This is a genomic window from Streptomyces sp. NPDC055189 (genome assembly GCF_053606765.1).
Window position 1 is genome coordinate 19,250 of record NZ_JBSGSG010000033.1, and the last position, 23,855, is coordinate 43,104.

A 23,855-nucleotide genomic window follows, 5' to 3' on the forward strand; every position below is an offset into this window, starting at 1 on the left:
TTCAACTAAAGTGGACGTACGAAGAAGGAGGCACCGACATGCCCGCTGTGACCGTCGAGAACCCGCTGACCCTGCCCCGTGTGGCCGCGTCCGCCGATGCCGTGGCCCGCCCCGTGCTCCGCGTGACGACCGCGCCGAGCGGCTTCGAGGGCGAGGGCTTCCCGGTGCGCCGGGCCTTTGCCGGGATCAACTACAAGTACCTCGACCCGTTCATCATGATGGACCAGATGGGTGAGGTGGACTATGGAGCCGGTGAGCCGAAGGGGACTCCCTGGCACCCGCACCGCGGCTTCGAGACCGTCACGTACCTGATCGACGGAACGTTCGTCCACCAGGACTCGAACGGTGGCGGCGGCACCATCCAGAACGGCGACACCCAGTGGATGACGGCCGGCAGCGGCCTGCTCCACATCGAGGCGCCGCCGGAGTCCCTCGTCCAGTCCGGCGGCCTGTTCCACGGCCTCCAGCTGTGGGTGAACCTGCCCGCGCGCGACAAGATGATGGACCCCCGCTACCAGGACATCCGCGGCGGCCACGTCCAGCTGCTCACCTCCCCCGACGGCGGCGCGCTGCTCCGCGTCATCGCCGGTGAGCTCGACGGGCACCAGGGCCCCGGCGTCACGCACACGCCGATCACGATGATCCACGCGACGGTGCGCCCCGGCGCCGAGGTCACGCTGCCCTGGCGCGAGGACTTCAACGGCCTCGCGTACGTCCTCGCCGGGCGCGGCTCGGTCGGTGCCGAGCGCCGCCCGGTGCACATGGGCCAGACGGCGGTCTTCGGCGCGGGCTCCGCGCTGACCGTCCGCGCGGACGAGAAGCAGGACGGGCACACCCCCGACCTGGAGGTCGTGCTGCTCGGCGGGCAGCCCATCCGCGAGCCGATGGCGCACTACGGCCCGTTCGTGATGAACAGTCAGGCCGAGCTCCAGCAGGCCTTCGAGGACTTCCAGAAGGGCCTGCTCGGCACGGTTCCGGCCGTGCACGGCATGTAGCCGTACATAACGTGCGGCGGCACACCGCCCATGCTCGGGTAGAAGGGTGAGCACCCTTCTGCCCGAGCCCGCACGTCGTACCGCCGCCTGGTGCGCGGTCCTCCTGCTCGTCGCCGGTGTGGCCGCCGTGGCGATCTGGCTCTTCGTCACCTTCAAGGCGGCCGCCACTCCGGTGCTGCTCGCCCTCCTCGGCACGGCGCTCCTGGGGCCCGTCTACCGCTGGCTCCTGAAGATGAAGGTGCAGCGCTCGCTGGCCGCGGGGCTCACCTGCGCGGCCGTCGTCGCGGTCGTCGGCGGCGCGGTGTACATCGTGGTCAGGGCCCTGATGGATACCGGCGACCAGATCATCGCCTCCCTGAAGCAGGCCGCGACCGACCTCTCCGACCACTTCGGGGCGGCGGGGACGTCCCTGGACGACATGGCGTCCAACGCCAAGGAGCTGCTCGGCAAGTTCGGCGGTTCCGCCGCATCCGGAGTGCTCAGCGGGCTCAGCGTCGTCGGCGAGATGACCGCCATGGCCGTGCTCGCGCTGCTGCTCGTCTTCTTCTTCCTGCGCGACTCCGACCGGGCCATGGGCTCCATGCGCTCGCTCGCCCCGCGCGGCACGGCCGACATCGTCGAGGCGATGGGCCGCCGAGCCTTCGAGGCCGTCGAGGGCTTCATGCGCGGGACCACGTTCATCGCCCTGATCGACGCCGTCTGCATCACCATCGGGCTCCTGATCCTGGGGGTGCCGGGGGCGTGGGGGCTCGGCGCACTCGTGTTCATCGGCGCCTACATCCCCTATCTGGGTGCTTTCATCTCCGGCGCCGTCGCCGTCCTGGTCGCCCTCGCCGACCGCGGGTTCGTCATCGCGCTGTGGGCGCTGGGCGTCGTGCTCGCCGTGCAGGTCCTCGAAGGACATGTGCTCCAGCCGGTGATCCAGTCGCGGACCGTGCAGATGCACCCGGCGGTCGTCATGCTGGCGATCGCCGCCGGGGCGTCCGTGGCGGGGATTCTGGGGATGCTGCTCGCCGTGCCGGTGACCGCCGCCGTGTTCGGGGTGATCTCGGAGCTGCGGGAGCGCTATCCGGAGGGCTTGGCAGGGTCGGGCCCGTCCGGCCCGTCCGGCCCGTCCGGCTCGTCCAGGGCGAACGCCTCGGAGGGGTCGGCGGAGGGCCCCGCGGCACCCTCGTAGAGCTCGAACCAGATGCTCTTGCCCTCGCCCCTGGGCTCCACGCCCCACTCGTCGGCGAGCAGCTCCATCAGGACGAGGCCCCGGCCGGACGACGCCAGCTCGCCGGGGTGGCGCTTGTGCGGCAGGTCGTCGCTGCCGTCCGACACCTCGGCCCGCAGCCTGCGCTCGCCCGGCTCCCCGATGACCTCGGCGACGAGCAGGGCGTCGCCGTCCGTGTGCACGAGTACGTTGGTGATCATCTCGGAGACCATCAGGACCGCCGAGTCGACCTGATCGGCCACCGCCCAGTCGTGCAGCAGCTCCCGCACGTGCCGCCGCGCCCCCGCGATGCGCTCCGGCTCGGCCTGCGCGACCGTCAGGACGGTGCGGCGGGCGGGCGTGCGGTGGGCGGGGTGGCCGGACCTGCGCAGCAGCAGGACCGCTATGTCGTCCTCGCGGCGGTCCACCAGGGGCCCGGTCGTGTAGTGCGAGGAGGGCCCGTGCACGGCCTGCACGAGGGTGTCGGCGAGCGCTTCGAGGTCCTCGTCGCCGTCCCCGCCGCCGTGCTCCTCCAGGATCTTGCGGATCCGCTTCCAGCCGCTGTCCAGGTCGTGGCCGCCGGTCTCGATGAGGCCGTCGGTGCAGACCAGCATCGTCTCGCCGGCCTCCAGGACGAGGCGGGTCGTGGGGTAGTCCGCGTCCGGGTCGATGCCGAGCGGCAGGCCGCCCGCCGTGGGGCGGAGCAGGATCGTTCCGTCGCTCATCCGTATCGCGGGCTCGGGATGGCCCGCGCGGGCGATCTCCAGGATGCCGGTGACCGGGTCGGCCTCCACGTAGAGGCAGGTCGCGAAGCGCGGGTCGGAGCCGTCGCCCCCGTGGTCGTCGCCGTCGGAGCCGATCGTGATGCCGTCCGAGATCCCCGCGAGGAAGCGCGTCGCACGCGAGAGCACGGCGTCCGGGCGGTGGCCCTCGGAGGCGTATGCGCGCAGGGCGATCCGCAGCTGCCCCATCAGGCCCGCCGCCCGTACGTCATGCCCCTGGACGTCCCCGATGACGAAGGCGATGCGGCCGCTGGGCAGCGGAATCATGTCGTACCAGTCGCCGCCCACCTGGAGTCCGCCGCCGGTCGGCACATAGCGCGCGGCCACCGTCATCCCCGGGATGCGCGGTCCGAGCAGCGGCAGCATCGAGCGCTGGAGGCCCTCCGTGAGCTCCCGCTCCGACTCGGCGACCCCGGCCCGCGACAGGGCCTGGGCCAGCATCCGGGCCACCGTCGTCAGGACGGAGCGCTCGTCCGGCGTGAACGAGACGGGGTAGGCGAAGGCGGCCAGCCAGGCGCCCATCGTGCGCCCTGCGACGGTCAGCGGCAGGAACGCCCACGACTGCCGCTCGAAGGGCTGGGCCAGCGGCCAGGTGGCGGGGAAGCGGCGGTGGTACTCCTCGGGCGAGGAGAGATAGACCGCGCGGCCCGTGCGCACCACCTCGGCGGCCGGATAGTCCGTGTCCAGGGGCATCGCCGAGAAGGGCAGGTCGTCGCCCGGCTGGTGCCCGTAATGCCCGATGATCTTGAGTCGGTCGCCCTCGACCCCGAAGACACCGAGTCCGTCCGGCGAGAACCCCGGCATGGAGAGCCCGCTGGCGACCCGGAGCACCTCCTCGGTCGACCGCGCCTCGGCGAGCGCGCGCCCCGCGTCCAGCAGAAACGCCTCACGGGAGCGCCGCCAGTCTCCGGTGACAGGGGTGCGTGCCGCGGCGCCCGGCGGGGGTTCGCTGACCTCCTGGAGGGTGCCGATGAGCTCGTACGACTGGGTGGCCTCGTCGATGATCGGCTTGGAGCGGCTGCGCACGATGCGGATGACCCGCCCCTGGTCGTTCATGATCCGCAGGCGGGCCTCGGCCAGGGTGCTCTCGGCGACGGCGAGCTGGACGACGCCGTCGATCTCGTTCCAGTCGACGGGGTGGAAGCGGGAGCGCACGCCCGCCTCCGTGAGGACCTGGGCGCGCGGGGGAAGCCCGAGGAGCCGGGCCGCCTCGGCGTCGAGCGTGACGGTGCCGGCCGCGTTGTCCCAGCGCCACAGGCCGGTCGCGATGGCGGCGAGGACGTCCCGTACGGGAGGCAGGGGATCGTCCCCCGCCGGCTGCAGGGGATCGTCGGTGCGCATTGACCCACTTTAGGAAGATCGGTGGACAAGTCGCCACCGCCGGGGGTGGCGGGAGCCCTCCGAGGGCGGCCCGGGGGTTATTCCGGAAAGCGATCTCCGCCCGGACGGTAGCCTTGTGCCCTGTCTGCTCTCTCCCCTATACGCGAAGACTGGATGAACGAAGATGCATCGGTACAGGTCCCACACCTGCGGCGAGCTCCGCGCCTCTGACGTCGGCTCCGACGTCCGGCTGAGCGGCTGGCTGCACAATCGCCGAGACCTGGGCGGCATCCTCTTCATCGATCTGCGCGATCACTACGGCATCACGCAGCTGGTGGCCCGCCCCGGCACGGCCGCCGCCGAGACGCTCGACAAGCTCTCCAAGGAGACGGTCGTCCGCATCGACGGCAAGGTCGTCTCGCGCGGCTCGGAGAACGTGAACCCCGAGCTGCCCACCGGCGAGGTCGAGATCGAGGCCGCCGAGGTCGAGGTGCTCGGCGCCGCCCAGCAGATCCCCTTCACGATCAACGCGGACGACGGCGTGAACGAGGAGCGGCGCCTGGAGTACCGCTTCCTGGACCTGCGCCGCGAGCGCATGCACCGCAACATCATGCTGCGCTCGTCCGTCATCGCCTCGATCCGCTCGAAGATGGTGGCCCTCGGCTTCAACGAGATGGCGACGCCGATCCTCGCCGCGACCTCCCCCGAGGGCGCCCGCGACTTCGTCGTCCCCTCCCGTCTGAACCCCGGCAAGTTCTACGCACTGCCGCAGGCCCCGCAGCAGTTCAAGCAGCTGCTCATGATCTCGGGCTTCGACCGCTACTTCCAGATCGCGCCGTGCTTCCGCGACGAGGACGCGCGCGCCGACCGCTCGCCGGGCGAGTTCTACCAGCTCGACATCGAGATGTCCTTCGTCGAGCAGGAGGACGTCTTCCGTCCCATCGAGCAGCTCATGACGGAGATCTTCACGGAGTACGGGGGTGGCCGCGAGGTGACCTCCCCCTTCCCGCGCATCCCGTTCCGCGAGTCGATGCTGAAGTACGGCAACGACAAGCCCGACCTGCGCGCGAAGCTCGAACTGACCGACATCACGGACATCTTCGCGGACTCCGAGTTCAAGGCGTTCGCGGGCAAGCACGTGCGCGCGCTTCCGGTGCCGGACACGGCGTCGCAGTCCCGCAAGTTCTTCGACGGCCTCGGTGACTACGCGGTCGAGCAGGGCGCCAAGGGCCTTGCCTGGGTGCGCGTCGCCGAGGACGGTTCGCTGACGGGCCCGATCGCGAAGTTCCTGACGGAGGCGAACGTCGAGGAGCTCACCAAGCGCCTCTCCCTCGCTCCCGGCCACGCGGTCTTCTTCGGCGCGGGCGAGTTCGACGAGGTCTCGAAGATCATGAGCGCGGTGCGCGTCGAGGCGGCCAAGCGCGCGGGCCACTTCGAAGAGGGCGTCTTCCGCTTCTGCTGGATCGTCGACTTCCCGATGTACGAGAAGGACGAGGACACCGGCAAGATCGACTTCTCCCACAACCCCTTCTCCATGCCCCAGGGCGGCATGAAGGACCTGGAGGAGAAGGACCCGCTCGACATCCTCGCCTGGCAGTACGACATCGTCTGCAACGGCATCGAGCTGTCCTCCGGCGCCATCCGTAACCACGAGCCCGAGGTCATGCTCAAGGCCTTCGCGATCGCGGGCTACGAAGCCGAGACGGTGGAGCGGGAGTTCGCGGGCATGCTCCGCGCCTTCCGCCTCGGCGCCCCGCCGCACGGCGGCATCGCCCCCGGCGTCGACCGCATCGTCATGCTCCTCGCGGACGAGCCGAACATCCGCGAGACGATCGCGTTCCCGCTGAACGGCAACGCCCAGGACCTGATGATGGGCGCGCCCTCGGAGCTTGAGGAGAGCCGCCTGCGCGAGCTGAACATCCAGCTGCGCAAGCCGGTCGCCTCGAACAAGGGTGAGTCGGACAAGTAGTCGCGCCGAAAGGCGAGTTGGGCCCGGAGTCACCGCACATTGGCTCCGGGCCCTTTGCTGTGCGCATCCACAGTTTCCGCACACGCTCCTGACAGGCGGGCTGCCTAGCGTCCGGGACATGACAGAGAACAGCGATACGCAACCGGAGAAACCCCAAGGCCCCGCCCACAAACGGGACCTGACGCGCCGTAAGGTCGTGCTCGCGACGGGCGCCGCGGTGGCGGCGGTGGGCGTGGGCGGCGCGGTGGCGGCGAGCGCGTCGGCGGAGGGCACGGACACCGCCAACGCTCCGGAGGCCACGGCTTCCTCGTCCGGGGAGACGTGTTACCGCCTGACCGGCGAGACGACCGAGGGCCCGTACTACATAGACGCCGACAAGATCCGCAGGGACATCACGGAGGACAAGGAGGGCATCCCCTTCACCCTGCGCCTCAAGGTGATCGACGCGGACACGTGCAAGCCGCTGAAGCGGGCGGCCGTGGACATCTGGCACTGCGACGCGCTGGGGCTCTACTCGGGGTACGAGTCCATGAGCGGGGGCGGCCCCGGCGGCGGCACTCCGCCCACCGGAACCCCGACCGGCACGCCCACGGGAACACCGCCCTCCGGCGACCCAGGCGGCCCGGGCGGAGGCGGCGGTCACCAAGAACCCACCGACGACGAGCGCTACCTGCGGGGCACGCAACTCACGGACAAGCACGGCTACGTGGAGTTCCGCACGGTCTTCCCCGGCTGGTACCAGGGCCGCGCCGTGCACATCCACACCAAGGTCCACGTGGACGGCAAGATGACCGACGCCGGCTACGAGGGCGGCCACGCCTGCCACACGGGCCAGTTCTTCTTCGCGGAGACGGCGGTCCTCGCCTCGGCGGAGGTGGCTCCGTACTCCACGAGCACGACGGAGCGCACGACGCTGGACGAGGACACGATCTACGGCGGAGGCGGCACGCAGGACGGCCTCCTGAAGCTGAAGTACCGCAAGGGGCACATCGCCAGGGGCGTCGTCGGGTCGATCACGATGGGCGTCGACCCGGACGAGACGCACGACGGCACGTAAGGCTGGCGCGGCGTGCAGGAAGTGTGCGGCGAGCGCATGGCCACCGTGATCTGCTGGCAGAAGTCGTCCTGCTCGGGAGGAGCCGACGCCTCCCCGGAGGGGCTCGCGGCGCTCATACGTCACGTCCGGGCCGGGGCGGCCTGACCTGCGTCAGCTTCGCCGCCCCCGGATCAGGCCCACCTGGCGTCGACCGGTGCGTCGTCAACCGGCGCGTCATCGCGACGCGTGCGGTCGGCTTGCCCGGGGTTCGGGGGCTCTGGCCCGGGGTGTCGGCGGATGCCGGCTCAGACCGCCGTGGGGGGCGCCGTACCGCGGCGGTACTCGGCGTTGATGCGCTGGGCTTCTTCGAGCTGGTCTTCGAGGATGACGATGCGGCAGGCGGCCTCGATGGGTGTGCCCTGGTCGACCAGCTCGCGGGCGCGGGCGGCGATGCGCAGCTGGTAGCGGGAGTAGCGGCGGTGGCCGCCCGCGGAGCGCAGCGGAGTGATCAGGCGGGCCTCGCCGATGGCGCGCAGGAAGCCCTGGGTGGTGCCGAGCATCTCGGCGGCCCGGCCCATGGTGTAGGCGGGGTAGTCGTCGTCATCGAGACGGTTGAACGAGTCGTCTGCTGTCATCTGCACCTCTCTGGAACACGCGTTGAGGGGCCCGGGTGCCGTACTGGCACCCGGGCCCCGAAGGAACTGCTACACCATCTGCCGGCCCTCTTACTGCACCGGCCTACTGTTTCCGCCGACCCGACCTGGAAGTCGTCGGGCTTGCGGGGATCGCGGTTGCTTGACCGGAGACCACCTCACTATCGATGTCCTGCGGTACCCGGACTCAACATTCCGTCCGGGCGATCCTGATGGCGCCTCGCTCCTCCGTTCTTCCCTCTTGGATCACTTGCTCTCTTGCGGAACTGCGTACTGCTGGTCCTGCTGGCGGCGGCCCCTGAGCACTGCGGGCCACCCGGCCCGGTCGCCAGTCTCGTCGCCGTCCTGCTACAGCCCTGGCTTCGAAACTCCGCCACCGCACCGTCCTGCGTACTTCACTTTCGGTACTGCTGACCGGCAGTTCGTCTCTGCCGGGCCTTGCTCGATCTCGGCTACGAGAGAAACCATAGCCACATCACCGGCGAATGTCTATCTCGGCCAGCATAGATTTCCGTACGTTCGACAGTGAGGTAGTCGGCCTCGAACGCCGAGGGGGTGTCAGCCCTTCCGCGATGCCGAACTCGCACCCAGCAGCTCCACGATGCTGGAGAAGCTGTCCGCCGCACGGCCCGCCTCCATTCCGCGGCGGAACAGGTCGGCGACGGCGGTCGGCAGTGCGGCGTCCACGCCCGAGTCCATGTGGGTGTCCACCACGTGTTCCATGCTGGCCAGGCCCATGGCCAGGCGGTCCACGTCGCCCTCGTGGTTGCCCGCGTCGATGCGTGACGAGTAGAAGGACAGGAACTCCGGCATCCCGGTCATGTTCGCGGAGGCGTACGGGAGGACGTCCGCCGCCGAGAGGCCGTTGGCCTTGGCCAGGGCGACCGCGTACCAGTAGCTGGAGACGCTGGTCCAGAAGATGACCATGTTGAGCTGGTACATCAGCGCCGCGAGGCCCGGGTCCTCGCCCCGGTAGTCCGTCTCGCCCGTCAGCGTCTCCAGGGTCGCGCGGTGCGTGTCGTACGCCTCGCGCGGGCCGCTGTAGAACGTCGATGACTCCGGCTTCCCGATGCCGTGCGGCGGGACGAGCACGCCGCCCGTGAGGTGGGCGGCGCCGTGCCCGGCGGCCCAGGCCGCCGCCTCGCGGGCCTTCTTCGGGGTGTCCGAGCTCAGGTTGACGATCGTTCGGCCGGAAAGCGCCGCTGCCGCAGGTTCGAGGATTGTGTACATCGCGGCGTAGTCCGTGAGGCTCAGGATCACCAGATCGTTGGCGGCGACGGCCTCCTCGGGGGTGGCGGCGAGCGTCGCGCCGCGCTCCACCAGGTCGTCGGCGCGGGACGCGGTGCGGTTCCAGAGGGTGACCCGGTGGCCCTTGTCGAGCAGGGCCGTTGCCATCGCACGGCCCATGGGGCCGAGGCCGATGAGGGTGACGGGGGCAGGGGCAGAGGCAGGGGCGGCATTCATGTGAGTCCTCCCGGACTGAGACTGGGACTGGGACTAGAACGAGCGCTCTATCCAGAGCGTGGAGGAAACGTAGCACGCCGCTGGAACGAACGCTCTAATTAGTCGCGGGGTAGGCTGGTGCCATGGCTCAGACCCCCTCCACCGGCGCCGTCCCCGCCGTCGGCACCCGCGACCGCATCGTCATCGCCGCCGCGCGGCTGCTGCAGCGTCAGGGGTACGTCGGCACCGGCATCAAGCAGATCGCGAAGGACGCGGAGGCCACCCTCGGCTCCGTCTACCACTTCTTCCCCGGCGGCAAGGAAGCCGTCGCGGTGGCCGCCATCACGCACAGCGGCGAGGAGTTCGCGGTGATGCTGCGCACGGCGCTGACCAGGGACGACGACCCCGGCGCCGCGATCGAGGCGTGCACCGCCGAACTCGCCGCGGGGCTGCGGGAATCCGGCTGGATCGACGGCTGCCCCGTCACCGCCGCGGCCCTGGAGACGCTGGGCACGGACTCGGAGATCCAGCGGGTGTGCGCCGCCGCGCTGGGGAGTTGGGAGCGTCTCGTCGAGGAGAAACTGCTCGGCTCCGGCTTCGACGAGCCGGACGCGCGCGAGCTGGCGACCACCGTGATCAGTGCCATCGAGGGCGCGGAGGTGACCGCCCAGGTCAACCGGAGCGAGGAGCCGCTACGGGCGGTGGGGCGTCAGCTGGCGCGGCTCATCGGGTCGTACGAGAGGGCTCGGAAGGTCGTGCGGAGCTGAATCCGCAGGTCGTACGAGGCTGAATCCGCAGTTCGTACGGAGCTGAATCCGTGGCCGCCGGGCGTGAGTTCAGACGGCAGGCGAGTGGGTCGCCGAAGCGGACGTCGCCTCTGCCCACTCCGCGACGAGCTTCTCGTACTCAAGGTGTTGCTCGGGGCGGAGATATCCGCCGGTGCGCAGCCAGAGCGCACGTATCTCCTCGTTCACCTCGGCCGCTGGGCGCGGCCGGTCCGGGGTGTCGGGAGTCGTGGTCATACAGTGAAGCGTACGTACGATGCTGTGAAGACGACGTGAGTTTTGGTCGAATGTGATCGGTATCGCTATTTGACCCGCATGATTCAGCCAAGTTGGGCAAGAAGAAAGGGCCCGCGAGTTCAATCGCGAGCCCTTTCAGAGCAGTTCGGGGTCGATCAGTGCACTCGTTAACGACCACTTACTGCTGTTAACGACCACTTACGATCGCTTACGACTGCTTCGGCTCCTCCAGGCGCGGGAACAGCACCGCACCCTTCGTCACAGTGGCACCAACCGGCAGCTGACCCCACGTGCCCGCGTCCTGGACCTGCTGCTCGGCGAGTGCGCCAAGCGAGGCCTCGGCGCCGAGCGAGTCCCACAGCTTCTGCGAGGTCTCCGGCATGATCGAGTTCAGCAGGACGGCCACGGCACGCAGCGACTCGGCCGCCGTGTAGAGGATCGTAGCCAGGCGGGCCTTGCCCTCCGGGGACTCGTCCTTGGCCACCTTCCACGGCTCCTGCTCCGTGATGTAGCCGTTGACCTGCTTGACGAAGGCGAAGACCGCCAGGATGCCGGCCTGGAAGTCCAGCTCCTCGCCGATCTTCAGGTCAGCCGTCTCGACCGCCTTGACCAGGCCTTCCTGCACCGCCTGCTCGGCCGCACCCGGCGAGGTCGCCTCGGGAAGCGCGCCGCCGAAGTACTTGCCGACCATGGCCGCCACGCGCGAGGCGAGGTTTCCGTAGTCGTTCGCCAACTCGCTCGTGTAGCGGGCGGAGAAGTCCTCCCAGGAGAACGAGCCGTCCTGGCCGAACGCGATGGCGCGCAGGAAGTACCAGCGGTACGCGTCCACACCGAAGTGCGACGTGAGGTCCTGCGGCTTGATGCCCGTCAGGTTCGACTTCGACATCTTCTCGCCGCCGACCATCAGCCAGCCGTTCGCCGCGATGCGGCCCGGCAGCGGGAGGCCCTGCGCCATCAGCATCGCGGGCCAGATGACCGCGTGGAAGCGGAGGATGTCCTTGCCGACGAGGTGGACGTCGGCGGGGAAAGTTGTCTTGAACTTCTCCTCGTCCGCTCCATAGCCGACGGCCGTCGCGTAATTGAGGAGCGCGTCGACCCAGACGTAGATCACGTGCTTGTCGTCCCACGGGACCTTGACGCCCCAGTCGAACGTCGAGCGCGAGATGGAGAGGTCCTGCAGGCCCTGCTTGACGAAGTTCACGACTTCGTTGCGCGCCGACTCCGGCTGGATGAATTCGGGGTGGGCAGCGTAGTGCTCAAGGAGCTTGGGGCCGTACTCGCTCAGCTTGAAGAAGTAGTTCTCCTCCTTGAGGAGCTCCACCGGCTTCTTGTGGATGGGGCAGAGCTTCTGGCCCTCGTACGGGCCCCCCGCCTCGCCGTCGATCAGGTCGCCGGGGAGTTTGTACTCCTCGCAGCCCACGCAGTACGGGCCCTCGTAGCCGCCCTTGTAGATCTCGCCCTTCTCGTAGAGATCCTGGACGAACTCCTGGACGCGGTCCGTGTGACGTCGCTCCGTGGTGCGGATGAAGTCGTCGTTCGCGATGTTCAGGTGCTCCCAGAGAGGCCGCCAGGCCTCGTCCACGAGCTTGTCGCACCACTCCTGGGGCGTGACGTTGTTCGCCTCGGCAGTGCGCATGATCTTCTGACCGTGCTCGTCCGTGCCGGTGAGGTACCACACCTTCTCGCCGCGCTGACGGTGCCAGCGCGTGAGCACGTCCCCTGCAACGGTCGTGTAGGCGTGGCCCAGGTGAGGAGCGTCGTTGACGTAGTAAATGGGGGTCGATACGTAGAACGCCTTTGCGCCTTCGCTCGTCCCCTGCTTCTCGGATCCAGTGGCCGCCATGGTCGAAATCCTAACGGCCCCGGAGGGGACGATTCACCTCGATTCCAGGGGGTGGACCCCGGAGGGTCCACCCCGTGGGGCGTGGTGCGTGGGGGGTTACGGGCGCCAGGCCGCGAGCAGGCCCTCGTAGAGCTCGGCGTCCGTGAGCTCGCGGGGGGTGGGGCCCGCGTGGAAGAAGGCGGCGTTCTCGGCCTTCAGCTTGCGGAGGTAGTCGAAGCCCTTCGCCTCGTGCTCGCCGAACGCGACGAACTGGAAGAAGAGGGGGTGCTTGGCCGCGTCCGCGAGGGCCTGGTTGGCGGGGCCCTTCGCGTCCGGGGGGCCGTCCGTCTGGAAGACGACGAGGGCGGGGCTGCCCTTGTGCTCCGACTTCTCGTAGTGGGCCACGACCTCTTCGATCGCGACGTGGTAGCTGGTGCGGCCCATTCGGCCCGCTGCCGCGTGCATCTCGTCGATACGGCCCTCGTGCTCGGGGAGCGTGAGGGTGCCGGTGCCGTCGATCTCGGTGGAGAAGAAGACGACGTTGACCTTGGCTTCGGGGTCGGTGTGCGTGGCCAGGGCCAGGACCTGCTCGCCCAGGCTCTGGGCGGAGCCGTCCTTGTAGTACGAGCGCATGGAGCCGGAGCGGTCGAGCACGAGGTACACGGGGGCGCGGACCCCGGTCAGCTCCCTCTCCTTCAGAGCTGCGCCGGCCGCCTTGTACGCGGTGGCGAGGCTGGCGGGGGTTTCTGTCTTTTCCGCGGCAACCGGCGTTTCCGGCTCTGCCGGGGGTGCGGGTGCTTCTGCCTCTTCCGCGGCAACCGGCGTCTCCGGCTCTGCCGGGGGTGCGGGCGCCTCGGCTGCTTCATCGGCAACCGGCGTTTTCGGCTCCGCCGAGGTCACGGGTGCTTCCGCCGCTTCATCGGCACCCGGCGTCGAGGGCTGTGCCCACCCGTCCCGCCCAGCGGGACGATTGCCCACAGCGGGCGCGGCATCCTCGGGCGAGGCCACAGCGGGCGCGGCCTCTTCCGGCGTGGTTTCGGTGGCGGCAGCGGCGGGGGTGTCCTGTTGTGGGCAATCGTCCCGCACGGCGGGACGGGTGGGCACAACTGACGGTTCCGGGGCAGCGGCGTCGGCAAGAACTGCCTCGGGGGCGACAGTCTCCGGTTCAGGCTTCGGCTCCGGGGCGACGGCCTCGGGCTCCGGGGCCACGGGCTCGGGGGCGGCAGCCGCGGGCTCAGGCTCCGGCTCCGGCTCCGGCTCCGGGGTGACCGCCTCGGGGGCAGCCTCCGGCTCGGAAGCAGCAGTTTCCGGCTCAGGCTCAGGCGCCGCCGCCCCCCGCTCCGGAGAGGAGAGATCCGGCTCCGGAGAAGGGGACGGGACCGAAACCCGGTCGCGATCGAACGCGGCAGCGACAAGATCATCCACCGCCGAAGGCGAAGGCTCGGACGCCGGCGCCGGAACAGCCGGCTTCGGCTCGACCGCCGGAGGCACCCGCTCGGAAGACGGCGCCGGAACCTTCGCGGAGGCGGCAGCCTCCGTGGCCTCCCGGGTCTCCCGGGTCTCCGGGGTCTCCGTGCTCCCCGGAGCCTCCGAGGCAACTGCCTCGGGCTCCGGAGCCTGCTCCCCCTTGCGTGAAGACCGTCCGAACGCGTTCCGCAGGACACTCAGAATGCCCATGGGTGCACCCCTTCGCGTGAGTTGATTCCCGATAACCCCTGGCCAGGGCGGACACGTAAGGTTAGCCGCCGCAATAGGCGATCTTGGTGAGGGTCGCCCAACCGTCACCCGCACCGCGCACGAGACCCTCCGCCGCACGTCAGTCGCACGTCAGTCGCACGTCAACCGCACGTCAACTGCCCTATGTGCGCTCTCGGTTCACCTCCCGTTCATTCTCAGGCCGTCGCCCTGCCGACCTCCGCGCCTAGCGTCACGGCGGAATCAAGCCACGCTCGAGCAACGCCACACAACGGAGGAACCGTGCGCAAGCTGCTGCCGATCATCACCTCGCACCAGGGGAGCGGCGGCCGTTCCGCCATGACCTGCCGGTTCCGGTGTGGTGATGCCTGCTTCCACGAGGTGCCCAACACCAGCGACAACGAGTACGTCGGCGACGTCATAGCGGGCGCGCTCAGCCGCCGCTCGATCATGCGCGCCGCCGCGGTCGTGACCGTGGCGACCGCCGCGGGCAGCGCCGTCATCGCCGACCCCGCCGCCCCGGAGGCCACGGCCGCCGCGCCTCAGAAACCCGAGTCGCACAAGAGCAAAAAAGGGGCGCGCGGTCTCCGCTTCACGCCCGTCGCGCCCAACACCGCCGACACCGTCACGATCCCGGACGGCTACGCCCAGAACGTCGTCATCCGCTGGGGCGAGCCCATCCTCCGCGGCGCCCCCGCCTTCGACCCGGACAAGCAGACCGCGAAGGCGCAGGCCGGACAGTTCGGGTACAACAACGACTTCCTCTCCCTGCTTCCGCTGCACCGCGAGCGCGGGCGTCAGGTCCTCGTGGCCAACCACGAGTACACCGACGAGATTTTGATGTTCAAGGGGTACGACGCCGCGAACCCCACCCGCGAGCAGGTCGAGATCGCCTGGGCCGCCCACGGCCTCTCCGTCGTGGTCGTCGAGGAGGAGCGCAAGAGCGGCAAGCTGAGCGCCGTCAGCCGGCATCAGCTCAACCGCCGCCTCACCGTCACCAGCGAGTTCCGGCTCACCGGCCCCGCCGCGGGCAGCGAGTACGTCCGTACGAAGGCCGACCGGCGCGGCACCACCGTCCTCGGCACCCTCAACAACTGCGCGGGCGGCACCACCCCGTGGGGCACGACCCTGCACGGCGAGGAGAACTTCAACCAGTACTTCGCCAACGCGGAGAAGGTCACCGAGCCCACCGCCGCCGCACGCCTCAAGCGATACGGCGTCATCGGCGCCGCCTCCGAGCGCAAGTGGGAGCGGTTCGACGACCGCTTCGACCTCGCCAAGGAGCCCAACGAGGCCAACCGCTTCGGCTGGGTCGTCGAACTCGACCCGTACGACCCCGAATCGACCCCGCGCAAGCGCACCGCGCTCGGCCGCTTCAAGCACGAGGCCGCGCAGCCGCGTCTCACGCACGACGGTCGCCCCGTGGTCTACATGGGCGACGACGAGAAGTTCGACTACTTCTACAAGTTCGTCAGCAGCAAGCGCGTCGCCAAGGGGAAATCGCGGGCCGCGCACGCGCACAACCTCACGCTCCTCGACGAGGGCACCCTGTACGTCGCCAAGCTGACCGGCGACTCCCCGGCGGGCGACATCGACGGCACCGGCAAGCTCCCTGCCGACGGCGAGTTCGACGGCAGCGGCGTCTGGATCCCGCTCGCCACCGCGGGCCCCAAGGGCCACGCCGTCTCGCACGTCGAGGGCATGACCGCCGAAGAGGTGTACGTCTTCACGCGCCAGGCCGGTGACAAGGTCGGCGCCACCAAGATGGACCGCCCCGAGGACATCGAGCCGTCCCCGCACACCGGCAAGGTCTACGTCGCGCTCACGAACAACTCCGACCGCGGCAAGGCGGGCAAGGCCGCCGCCGACGAGGCCAACCCGCGCAACCTCAACAAGCACGGGCAGATTCTTGAACTGACCGAGCGTCGCAACCGCCCGGAATCGACCACCTTCGCCTGGTCGCTCTTCCTCGTCGCGGGCGACCCCGAGGACCCGGCCACGTACTTCGCGGGCTTCCCGAAGGACAAGGTCAGCCCGATCTCCTGCCCGGACAACGTCGCCTTCGACCCGCACGGCAACCTGTGGATCTCCACCGACGGCAACCAACTCGGCTCGCACGACGGCCTGTTCGGCGTCGCGACCAAGGGCGACCGGCGCGGTGAGCTCAAGCAGTTCCTGACCATGCCGACCGGCGCGGAGACCTGTGGCCCGCTGGTCCAGGACCGCCGCGTGCTCGTCTCCGTGCAGCACCCGGGCGAGGTCGACGGCGCGTCCGTCGAGAAGCCCGCGAGCGCGTGGCCCGACGGGGCGGGCAAGATCGTCCGTCCGTCGGTCGTCTCCGTCTGGCGCAAGGACGGAAGCGACATCGGCGTCTGAGGGCGGGACGCACGTCCGTAGTACGCGTCTGGGGCACCCCCTCTTAAAGGGGGTGCCCCATCCTCGTACCGCCGCTTCCGCCAGGTCAGTCGTTCCGCTTGCCGCGGTACAGCGCGAAGCCGAGGCCCGCCGCGCCGAGCGCCGCCATTCCGCCGCCGGCCGCCATGAGCGGGGCGCTGTCGCCCGCCGGGTGCACGCCCTCGGCGCCCGCCTTGACGCCGCCCTTCGGGACGACGTGTGAGGTGCCGTTCTTCGGCGGGGTCTGCGGCCGGGTGTGAGTCTGGTTCTGGTTCTGGTTCTCGTTCTGGTGGTGCTGCCTCTTGCCCTCGGTCCAGCCCTTCATGGTGCCGTCCGGGTTGAGCACGAAGTGCGCGCCGTTGTGCTGGCCGTACGCGGGCTTGTGCCCCGACTGCTTGATGGTGTCCCAGACGGTCTTCTTGCCGGTGTCGGGGGACTTGGCGATCATGTCGGCCTCGTAGCCGCTCTTGACCTTGTAGACCTTCGCGTCGAAGCCGCTGCCGCCGAGGTTCGTGTACTGGCGGACCAGGGTGCGCTTGTGGTCCGGCTTGGGCTTGGGCTCCGGCTTCGGCGGGGTCGGCTTGGCACCGGTCCTGGTGATGGTGCCGTCGGCGGAGAGCGTGAAGGTGTTGCCGTCGATCTTGGTCTTCGCCGGGTCGATGTACGCCTTCAGGGATCCCTTGGCGGAGTCGTCGTGGCGTATCTCGGCCTTGGCGCTGCGTGCGGACGCGTTCACCTCGACGTCCGCGGTCCATCCCTTGCCGAGGTCGGTGGTGCCCTTGGAGACCCAGCCGCCGGGGACGGGCTTGTCCTTGTCCTTCTCTTTGTCCTTGTCCTTGTCCACGAGCTTGGCGGTGGCCTTGCCGTCCGGGGTCAGGGTGAAGGTGTTGCCGTCGATGGTGGTGCTCGCGGACTTCTCGTAGGCGGTGAGCGAGCCCTTGGCGGCGCCGTCCAGGGAGATCGTGGCCTTGGCGGTGCGCGCGGAGGCGTTCACCTCGACGTCCGCGGTCCAGCCCTTGCCGAGGTCCGTGGCGCCGAGCGACTCCCAGCTGCCGGGCTCAGGCGTGTCGGTGTCCGTGTCCCTGCCCGTGTCCGTGCCCGTGTCGGCGTCCTTGTCCGCGTTCGCGTCCTTGGACTTGTCCTGGTCCTGCCCCGTCTGATCCTGTCCCGTCTGATCCTGCCCCGTCTGGTCCTGGCCGTTCTGGTCGTCCGGCGCGACCTGGCCCTGCGGGTTCGGCGGGGTGTCGGCGGCGAAGGCCGCCGTCGTCGGGACGGCGAGAGCGGCGATCGCTCCGGTGGCGATGGCGGCGGTGCGGAAGGTACGGCGGGTGGCGCGCATAGCGGATCCCTTGTGACTGGTCGGTCGAACTGTCCGTCTTTATGCCTCTTTGCGGCGGCGACAGACATGAAGCTACGGGCGCCGTGTGTGCGTCATCCGTAGGGAACGTAACAACCGGCCGCATATGGTCACGCGGAACCGTGAAACGGTTAAAAGTGCAGGTCAGATGCGGTGTGGCCGAAGGTCACCAGTTGTCGGGGACTTAGGTCACCGGAGCCGCCCGACGACCACCGGAGCCACCGGGATCACGCCGCCGCCGCTCTCCCCGCAAGCCACTCCCCGTACGCGGGCGACTGCCGTGCCGCCTCCCAGTACGAGGCCTCCAGCTCCCCGTACACCGCGTCGAGCTCCCCCTCCGTACGGGCCGCCACGAGCAGCCGTACGCCGAGCGGGTCGCCGTGCAGCGGCCGGACCACCATGTCGGGTCTCGCGTGCGAGGTCGGCTGGCAGACCGTGACGACCTCGCCGGTGGCGACCAGGGAGGCCGCGGTGAGGTAGTCGCCGTGCAGGACACGGGGGCTGAGCCCGGCCTCGCGGAGCACCCGGATCAGCCCGTCCCACTCGCCGTCCACCGTCGGGTCCACCATCCAGCGGTCGGCGGCCAGGTCGGTGAGACGGACGACGGGCTGCGCGGCGGCCGGATGATCGGCGGCGAGGAAGACGAACTGCGGCTCCCGCTCGACCAGTACGCGCCACCGCAGCCCCTCCGGCATCCGCAGCGGACTCCCCTCCACCTCGTGCACGAAGGCCACGTCGAGCTGCCCGCCCGCGACCATGCGCAGCAGCGCGTTCGCGGAGACGTCCATCTGGAGCGAGGTCTCGGTGGCGGCGGGCAGCCGCACGCGAAGCCGGCGCAGCCAGCCCGGTATGGCACGGCTGGCCGTGGAGCCGATGCGCAGCTGCGGGCCCTCGGCGGCGTGCGCGGCGGCGGCCTTGGTCTCGCTGATGAGCGCCCGCATCTCGCTGACGAGGGGGCGGGCGCGGCTGAGGGCCATGCGGCCGAGCGGGGTCGGGCGGCAGCCGGTGCGCTCGCGGGCGAAGAGCTGGCCGCCGATCTCCTGCTCGATACGGCGCAGCTGAGTCGTCAACGAGGGTTGGCTCATGCCGAGTTGACGCGCAGCCTTGTGCAGACTGCCGGTGTCGGCGATGGCGCACAGCGCGCGGAGGTGCCTCACCTCGAGCTCCATGGCTGTGAGCGTAGAGCGGCAAAGGGCCCCGCACCAGACTCACAAACCCCACGTGACCCACCTGAGTTGGGCACACGAGGAGCCCGCCGGAAGGTTGGCGGACGGAGGGCGATAGCCCGGCACTATCACCACTTGCCATCATCCCCGGAGGCCCCGGGCTCCCCGACACTCCCGTTACCGAACCGTTCACCTTTCACGGAACGAGTAGGGAGCCCCCCACATGAGCAAGCGTTACCTGTCCGCCGTTGCCGTCCTCGGCCTCGCAGCCGCCGGCCTCGGCACGACATCCGCGACGGCCGCGACCCCCACCGCGCCGTCCACCACTGCCGGATACGCGAACTACGCCGGGTCCGGCGAGGAAGCGGCGGCCAACAAGGCGTTCTTCGACGCCGTCCTGAAGTCGGTCGCCGAGAAGCGCGCCGCCAACCCCGGCACGAAGCAGGTCACGGTGGTGTACGACGCCTCCGGTGCCCCGACCTTCGCGCAGCAGATAGCCAGCAGCACCTCCATCTGGAACAGCGCCGTCTCCAACGTGAAGCTCCAGGAGGGCAGCAGCGGTGCGAGCTTCGAGTACCGCGAGGGCAACGACTCCCGCGGCTCGTACGCGAGCACGGACGGCCACGGCAGCGGCTACATCTTCCTCGACTACGCGCAGAACCAGCAGTACGACTCGACCCGTGTGACGGCGCACGAGACGGGTCACGTCCTCGGCCTTCCCGACCACTACGAAGGCCCGTGCAGCGAGCTGATGTCGGGCGGCGGCCCCGGCACCTCGTGCACCAACTCGCAGCCGGACGCGAACGAGAAGGCCAAGGTCAACCAGTTGTGGGCCAACGGTCTCGCGAAGGCGCTGGACAAGCTGGACAGAATGGAGAAGGTCGGCTGAGCCTCGGCTCGGACCGTCCGTAAGCAGTGATCACTGTGCCCGTCGGCGCGCTCGGCGCCGACGGGCACAGCGGCGTTCTACGACTTCTCGCTCGTGTAGTACCGGTAGAACATGAACGCGAACACCCCGCCCGTCACGCCGAGCGCCATGAACACGGACCGCAGGACGGTCGCGTCCGTCAGGCTGTACAGATAGCCGAACGCGATCCCGGCGAAGGCGGCCCAGGCAGCCGCCCGCAGTTCGCGCGGAAGCCCCGGCGCGATCATGCGCAGGCCCACGAAGACCGCGGCGGCCACGATTCCGGCCACGACGCCGAGCAGGACGTTGCCCGTGGTGATGGGCCCGGCGTCGCGCGCGATGCCCGCCGCCCAGATGCCGTAGACGACGCCGAGCAGCAGGGCGGCCGTGCCGAGCCGGCTGACGGCGGAGCCGCCGGACAGGTGCGGTACCGCCGCTGAGGTGGGTGCCGTGTGAGCCATGACGGTTCCTCCAGACTTCAGTGGTAGCGGTTGTAGCCGCCCTGGCACGTGTCCCAGCACGGCTTGTACTCCTGGCACGGGTCGGAGGACGCACAGCTGGGCACATGCTGCCCGCCGACATCCACGTACGCGGCGCTGGCCCAGCCCTGCACCCCGCCCAGCCAGTACCAGGTCGAATCGCCCCAGACACTCGATCCCCGCGTCTGGCACTCGACGCGGTCCTGGCTCTCCGCGGGCAGCTTCGCGACGATCGAGGCGCCGGTGGACGGCGCGTCCCGGATCTTCAGGTCGTAGGGGGCGACGATCGTCCCCCAGATCACGTCGTGGTCGTTGTGCGCGGGTGGCGCCGCGGCGGATGCCGGGGAAGCACCTCCGAGGGACAGCGCGCCCGCGGTCAGGAGCGCGGTGGCAAGAGTTCCCAGGGCGGCCCGGGTCTTTCCCGGGCCCGGGGCCGGAGTGGTCCGCATGATCGACCTCCTCTTTCCCCCCGCCCCCCTCCGCCTCTCCTCCCCACCTCCAGCAAACACCCGTTCGGGCCAACGCTCCACCGGACGATGAGTTTGCGCCTCGCGGACGGTCTGCCTTCGTAACGACCCGGAGACCCGGAGAGACGCAGAGAGGGCGTACGACATGAACAGCGTGGCCATCGAGACCGCGGGCCTGGTGAAGACCTTCGGGGACAACCGCGCCGTCGACGGCGTGGACCTCACCGTCCCCGCCGGCACGGTCTACGGCCTGCTCGGGCCGAACGGCGCGGGCAAGACCACCACCGTGAAGATGCTCGCCACCCTGCTGCGCCCGGACGGCGGCGACGCCCACGTCTTCGGCCACGACGTCGTGCGCGAAGCCGACGCCGTACGCAGCAGGGTCAGCCTCACCGGGCAGTACGCCTCGGTCGACGAGGACCTGACAGGCACCGAGAACCTGGTGCTCCTCGCCCGCCTCACCGGCCACGGCAAGAAGGCGGCGTACAGCAGGGCCGGACAGCTCCTCGAAGCCTTCGGCCTGAGCGACGCCGCCGCCCGCCAGGTGAAGAACTACTCGGGCGGCATGCGCCGCCGCATCGACATCGCCGCGTCCATCCTCAACACCCCTGACCTGCTCTTTCTCGACGAGCCGACGACGGGCCTCGACCCGCGGAGCCGCAACCAGGTCTGGGACATCGTCCGCGCGGTCGTCGCGCACGGCACGACGGTCCTGCTGACCACGCAGTATCTGGACGAGGTCGACCACCTCGCGTCCCGCATCGCCGTCATCGACGACGGCAAGGTCATCGCCGAGGGCACCAAGGGCGAGCTGAAGGCATCGGTCGGCGCGGGCTCGGTGCACGTACGGCTGCGCGACGCCGGGCAGCGGGCGGAAGCCGCGCAGGTGCTGCGGATCGCGCTCGACGCGGAGGTCCAGCTGGAGGCCGACCCGGTCGCCCTCACCGCCCGCGTCGGCGACGGCGAGCGCGACGACAAGGGCGCCGCCGAGAAGGCGGCGCGCGCCCTGGCCGAACTGGCCCGCGCGGGGATCACCGTGGACAACTTCGCGCTGGGCCAGCCCAGCCTGGACGAGGTGTTCCTGGCCCTGACGGGCAGTCCCGGGCACGCAACGAAGACAGCGACGGAGACGGCGACGGCGAAGGAAGAGGCAAGGGCATGAGCACTGCGACCACTCCCACCGAGGCCCGGGATCTGGCGCCGGTAAGCACCGAGTCCCTCGCCGAACTGCTCATCGCCGGTGACCGGCCGCCGCGCCCCAGCGCGCTCGCCGCGTCCCTGACGTTCGGCTGGCGGGCCATGCTCAAGATCAAGCATGTGCCGGAGCAGCTCTTCGACGTGACGGCGTTCCCGATCATGATGGTGCTGATGTACACGTACCTCTTCGGGGGCGCGCTCGCCGGATCACCGACCGAGTACATCCAGTACCTGCTGCCCGGCATCCTCGTGATGTCCGTCGTCATGATCACGATGTACACGGGCGTCTCGGTCAACACCGACATCGAGAAGGGCGTCTTCGACCGCTTCCGTACGCTGCCGATCTGGCGCCCGTCGGTGATGGTCGGCTACCTCCTGGGCGACGCCCTGCGCTACGCGATCGCGTCCGTCGTCATGCTGACGGTCGGCATCATCCTGGGCTTCAGGCCGGACGGCGGCGTCCTCGGCGTCCTGGGCGGCGTACTGCTGCTCCTGGTCTTCTCCTTCGCGTTCTCCTGGGTATGGACGATGTTCGGTCTCCTCCTGCGCACCGAGAAGTCCGTGATGGGCGTCAGCATGATGGTGATCTTCCCGCTGACGTTCCTCAGCGACATCTTCGTGAAGCCCGAGACGATGCCGGGCTGGCTGCAGGCCTTCGTCAACAACAACCCCATCACGCACCTCGCGTCGGCGGTCCGCGAACTGATGGCGGGCACGGCACCGGACGCGTCCCTCGCGTGGGCGCTGGGCTGGGTGGTGCTGCTCGTGGCGGTCTTCGGCCCGGTGACGATGCGCCTGTACAACCGCAAGTAGGAGATCCCCCGAGTGGGAGATGGTTGCCCCATCTGCACGCACCCCGGTCGCGCTCCACGCGGCCGGGGTTTCATCTTGGGTGCGTGCTCAGACGATCGCTGTCCACCGTGCTGCTCGTGCTCGCCTGTGTCCTGGTGCCGCTCGGCGCGCTCTCCACCTGGGCGAAGTACGAGATCGAGGACGCCGATCAGTACGTCGCCACCATGGCGCCGCTCGCCTCGGACTCCGCGGTGCAGGACGCGGTGGCGGACGCGGTCACGGACGCGGCGATGAAGGAGATCGACGTGGGCCCGCTGCAGGGCACCGTCGAGTCGTTCGTACGGGACGCGGTGCGGTCCTTCACCGGGACCCCGGCGTTCAGGACGGCCTGGAAGACCGCCAACCGCGAGGCGCATGCCGCAGTGCAGGAGGCCCTGACCGACCAGTCCGACGGCGGCGCCGTCACCATCGACCTCGCGCCCATCACCGAGCAGGTCAAGAAGCAACTGGCCGACGACGGCGTGCCGTTCGCGGACCGTATCCCGGTCACGCACACCGAAGTGACGCTCATGCAGTCCTCGGACCTCGGTCCCTTCGGAAAGGGCTTCCACATGCTCCAGGTCGCGGGCCTCTGGCTGCCGGTCGCCGCGGTGCTTCTTGCCGTGGCCGGCATCTTCCTGGCGGTACGCCGCCGCAGGGCGGTCATCGGTACGGCGCTGGGCGCGGCCCTCGGCGGGGCGGTCCTGGCCATCGCGGTAGCGGTGGGCCGGGGCCTCACCCTCGACGACCTCCCGAAGGACGTCTCCCGCCCGGCCGCGGAGGCGGTGTACGACGCGCTGACGTCGTCGCTGAGCGTGGCGGCGTGGGTAATCCTGGGGGTGGGTCTGGCAGTGGCCCTGGCGACGTGGCTGCTGGCCCGTTTTCGGCGCCCGCCATCACCGGCTGCGCCGAGCTCGTCCTCAATCGCCGGACAGGCTGAGTGATCCCGTGCTTCCAGCCCGTCCGGCGTTTGAGGACGAACTCGGCGGAGCCGGTGATGACGGTACGTACAAGGCACAGGGCCCCTGCGCCGAGCGGCCCGCGGCGCAGCCGCAATTGGATGCAGCCGGGAAGGGGCGGGGTTGGGGAAAATGCAACCCTCCCCGGCCCGCCGCCGTCTCTAAG

21 protein-coding genes are annotated in these 23,855 nt (G+C 69.8%); 11 read left to right on the plus strand and 10 right to left on the minus strand.

What is annotated here, in order from left to right:
- The first annotated feature begins 38 nt into the window (after nucleotides 1-38).
- Nucleotides 39-995 carry a pirin family protein gene (locus ACWFR3_RS23255; protein WP_453736527.1) on the plus strand — a complete coding sequence of 319 codons (957 nt, stop codon included), beginning with the start codon at nucleotides 39-41 and terminating at the stop codon, nucleotides 993-995.
- 46 nt (nucleotides 996-1,041) lie between these two features.
- The gene (locus ACWFR3_RS23260; protein WP_453736528.1) at nucleotides 1,042-2,172 is read left to right on the plus strand and encodes an AI-2E family transporter; all 1,131 of its coding nucleotides are present in this window, start codon (nucleotides 1,042-1,044) and stop codon (nucleotides 2,170-2,172) included.
- Here ACWFR3_RS23260 and ACWFR3_RS23265 read toward each other — a convergent pair.
- Nucleotides 2,061-4,313, minus strand: a complete 2,253-nt coding sequence (locus ACWFR3_RS23265; protein WP_453736529.1) for a SpoIIE family protein phosphatase — start codon at nucleotides 4,311-4,313, stop codon at nucleotides 2,061-2,063. The two genes, ACWFR3_RS23260 and ACWFR3_RS23265, sit on opposite strands and share 112 nt — an antisense overlap.
- 163 nt (nucleotides 4,314-4,476) lie before the next feature.
- Here ACWFR3_RS23265 and aspS point away from each other — a divergent pair, with 163 nt between their 5' ends.
- The 3 genes from aspS (at nucleotide 4,477) to ACWFR3_RS23280 (ending at nucleotide 7,462) form a co-directional block, all read left to right on the plus strand.
- On the plus strand, nucleotides 4,477-6,261 hold the full coding sequence (gene aspS, locus ACWFR3_RS23270) for an aspartate--tRNA ligase (RefSeq protein WP_453736530.1): 1,785 nt from the start codon (nucleotides 4,477-4,479) through the stop codon (nucleotides 6,259-6,261).
- A gap of 118 nt (nucleotides 6,262-6,379) precedes the next feature.
- Nucleotides 6,380-7,318: an intradiol ring-cleavage dioxygenase gene (locus ACWFR3_RS23275; RefSeq protein ID WP_453736531.1), complete on the plus strand. Its 939-nt coding sequence runs from the start codon at nucleotides 6,380-6,382 to the stop codon at nucleotides 7,316-7,318.
- Between the two features lie 12 nt (nucleotides 7,319-7,330).
- Nucleotides 7,331-7,462 carry a hypothetical protein gene (locus tag ACWFR3_RS23280; RefSeq protein ID WP_453736532.1) on the plus strand — a complete coding sequence of 44 codons (132 nt, stop codon included), beginning with the start codon at nucleotides 7,331-7,333 and terminating at the stop codon, nucleotides 7,460-7,462.
- A gap of 140 nt (nucleotides 7,463-7,602) precedes the next feature.
- Here the strand turns inward: ACWFR3_RS23280 and ACWFR3_RS23285 are convergent, their stop codons facing one another.
- Together ACWFR3_RS23285 and ACWFR3_RS23290 are read right to left on the minus strand one after the other, a co-directional pair.
- The gene (locus ACWFR3_RS23285) at nucleotides 7,603-7,932 is read right to left on the minus strand and encodes a MerR family transcriptional regulator (protein WP_453736533.1); all 330 of its coding nucleotides are present in this window, start codon (nucleotides 7,930-7,932) and stop codon (nucleotides 7,603-7,605) included.
- A 576-nt stretch (nucleotides 7,933-8,508) separates the two neighbouring features.
- On the minus strand, nucleotides 8,509-9,414 hold the full coding sequence (locus ACWFR3_RS23290) for an NAD(P)-dependent oxidoreductase (RefSeq protein WP_453736534.1): 906 nt from the start codon (nucleotides 9,412-9,414) through the stop codon (nucleotides 8,509-8,511).
- A gap of 122 nt (nucleotides 9,415-9,536) precedes the next feature.
- Between ACWFR3_RS23290 and ACWFR3_RS23295 the strand changes: the two genes are divergently transcribed.
- Entirely contained in the window at nucleotides 9,537-10,160 is a 624-nt protein-coding gene (locus ACWFR3_RS23295) for a TetR/AcrR family transcriptional regulator (RefSeq protein WP_453736535.1), read from the plus strand.
- Nucleotides 10,161-10,229: 69 nt separating this feature from the next.
- Here ACWFR3_RS23295 and ACWFR3_RS23300 read toward each other — a convergent pair whose 3' ends face one another.
- The 3 genes from ACWFR3_RS23300 to ACWFR3_RS23310 form a co-directional block, all read right to left on the minus strand.
- On the minus strand, nucleotides 10,230-10,415 hold the full coding sequence (locus ACWFR3_RS23300) for a hypothetical protein (RefSeq protein WP_365859230.1): 186 nt from the start codon (nucleotides 10,413-10,415) through the stop codon (nucleotides 10,230-10,232).
- A 208-nt stretch (nucleotides 10,416-10,623) separates the two neighbouring features.
- Nucleotides 10,624-12,258, minus strand: a complete 1,635-nt coding sequence (gene metG, locus ACWFR3_RS23305) for a methionine--tRNA ligase (RefSeq protein ID WP_453736536.1) — start codon at nucleotides 12,256-12,258, stop codon at nucleotides 10,624-10,626.
- 96 nt (nucleotides 12,259-12,354) lie between these two features.
- Nucleotides 12,355-13,137 (minus strand): VWA domain-containing protein, encoded by a 783-nt coding sequence (locus ACWFR3_RS23310; RefSeq protein WP_453736537.1) that lies wholly within the window; start codon nucleotides 13,135-13,137, stop codon nucleotides 12,355-12,357.
- 1,077 nt (nucleotides 13,138-14,214) lie between these two features.
- On the opposite strand from ACWFR3_RS23310, the gene ACWFR3_RS23315 reads away from it, so the two are divergent.
- Nucleotides 14,215-16,308, plus strand: coding sequence for a PhoX family protein (locus ACWFR3_RS23315; RefSeq protein WP_453736538.1), 2,094 nt, complete (start codon nucleotides 14,215-14,217; stop codon nucleotides 16,306-16,308).
- 85 nt (nucleotides 16,309-16,393) lie between these two features.
- Here the strand turns inward: ACWFR3_RS23315 and ACWFR3_RS23320 are convergent, their stop codons facing one another.
- Together ACWFR3_RS23320 and ACWFR3_RS23325 are read right to left on the minus strand one after the other, a co-directional pair.
- A complete protein-coding gene (locus tag ACWFR3_RS23320; protein WP_453736539.1) occupies nucleotides 16,394-17,665 on the minus strand; it encodes a hypothetical protein in 1,272 nt (423 codons plus the stop codon).
- 245 nt (nucleotides 17,666-17,910) lie between these two features.
- Nucleotides 17,911-18,852, minus strand: a complete 942-nt coding sequence (locus ACWFR3_RS23325) for a LysR family transcriptional regulator (RefSeq protein WP_453736540.1) — start codon at nucleotides 18,850-18,852, stop codon at nucleotides 17,911-17,913.
- A gap of 220 nt (nucleotides 18,853-19,072) precedes the next feature.
- On the opposite strand from ACWFR3_RS23325, the gene snpA reads away from it, so the two are divergent.
- Nucleotides 19,073-19,738, plus strand: coding sequence for a snapalysin (gene snpA, locus ACWFR3_RS23330; RefSeq protein ID WP_453736541.1), 666 nt, complete (start codon nucleotides 19,073-19,075; stop codon nucleotides 19,736-19,738).
- A 77-nt stretch (nucleotides 19,739-19,815) separates the two neighbouring features.
- Here snpA and ACWFR3_RS23335 read toward each other — a convergent pair whose 3' ends face one another.
- Both ACWFR3_RS23335 and ACWFR3_RS23340 read right to left on the minus strand, forming a co-directional pair.
- A complete protein-coding gene (locus ACWFR3_RS23335) occupies nucleotides 19,816-20,217 on the minus strand; it encodes a hypothetical protein (protein WP_453736542.1) in 402 nt (133 codons plus the stop codon).
- Between the two features lie 17 nt (nucleotides 20,218-20,234).
- Nucleotides 20,235-20,684: an SH3 domain-containing protein gene (locus tag ACWFR3_RS23340; protein ID WP_453736543.1), complete on the minus strand. Its 450-nt coding sequence runs from the start codon at nucleotides 20,682-20,684 to the stop codon at nucleotides 20,235-20,237.
- 163 nt (nucleotides 20,685-20,847) lie between these two features.
- Between ACWFR3_RS23340 and ACWFR3_RS23345 the strand changes: the two genes are divergently transcribed.
- From ACWFR3_RS23345 to ACWFR3_RS23355, 3 genes are all read left to right on the plus strand, one after another.
- Complete coding sequence (locus ACWFR3_RS23345; protein WP_453736544.1) at nucleotides 20,848-21,864, plus strand: ATP-binding cassette domain-containing protein; 1,017 nt, start codon at nucleotides 20,848-20,850, stop codon at nucleotides 21,862-21,864.
- On the plus strand, nucleotides 21,861-22,712 hold the full coding sequence (locus tag ACWFR3_RS23350) for an ABC transporter permease (protein ID WP_453736545.1): 852 nt from the start codon (nucleotides 21,861-21,863) through the stop codon (nucleotides 22,710-22,712). Before ACWFR3_RS23345 ends, ACWFR3_RS23350 begins: the two co-directional genes overlap by 4 nt.
- 83 nt (nucleotides 22,713-22,795) lie before the next feature.
- Nucleotides 22,796-23,674 (plus strand): hypothetical protein, encoded by an 879-nt coding sequence (locus ACWFR3_RS23355; protein WP_453736546.1) that lies wholly within the window; start codon nucleotides 22,796-22,798, stop codon nucleotides 23,672-23,674.
- Nucleotides 23,675-23,855: the final 181 nt, after the last annotated feature.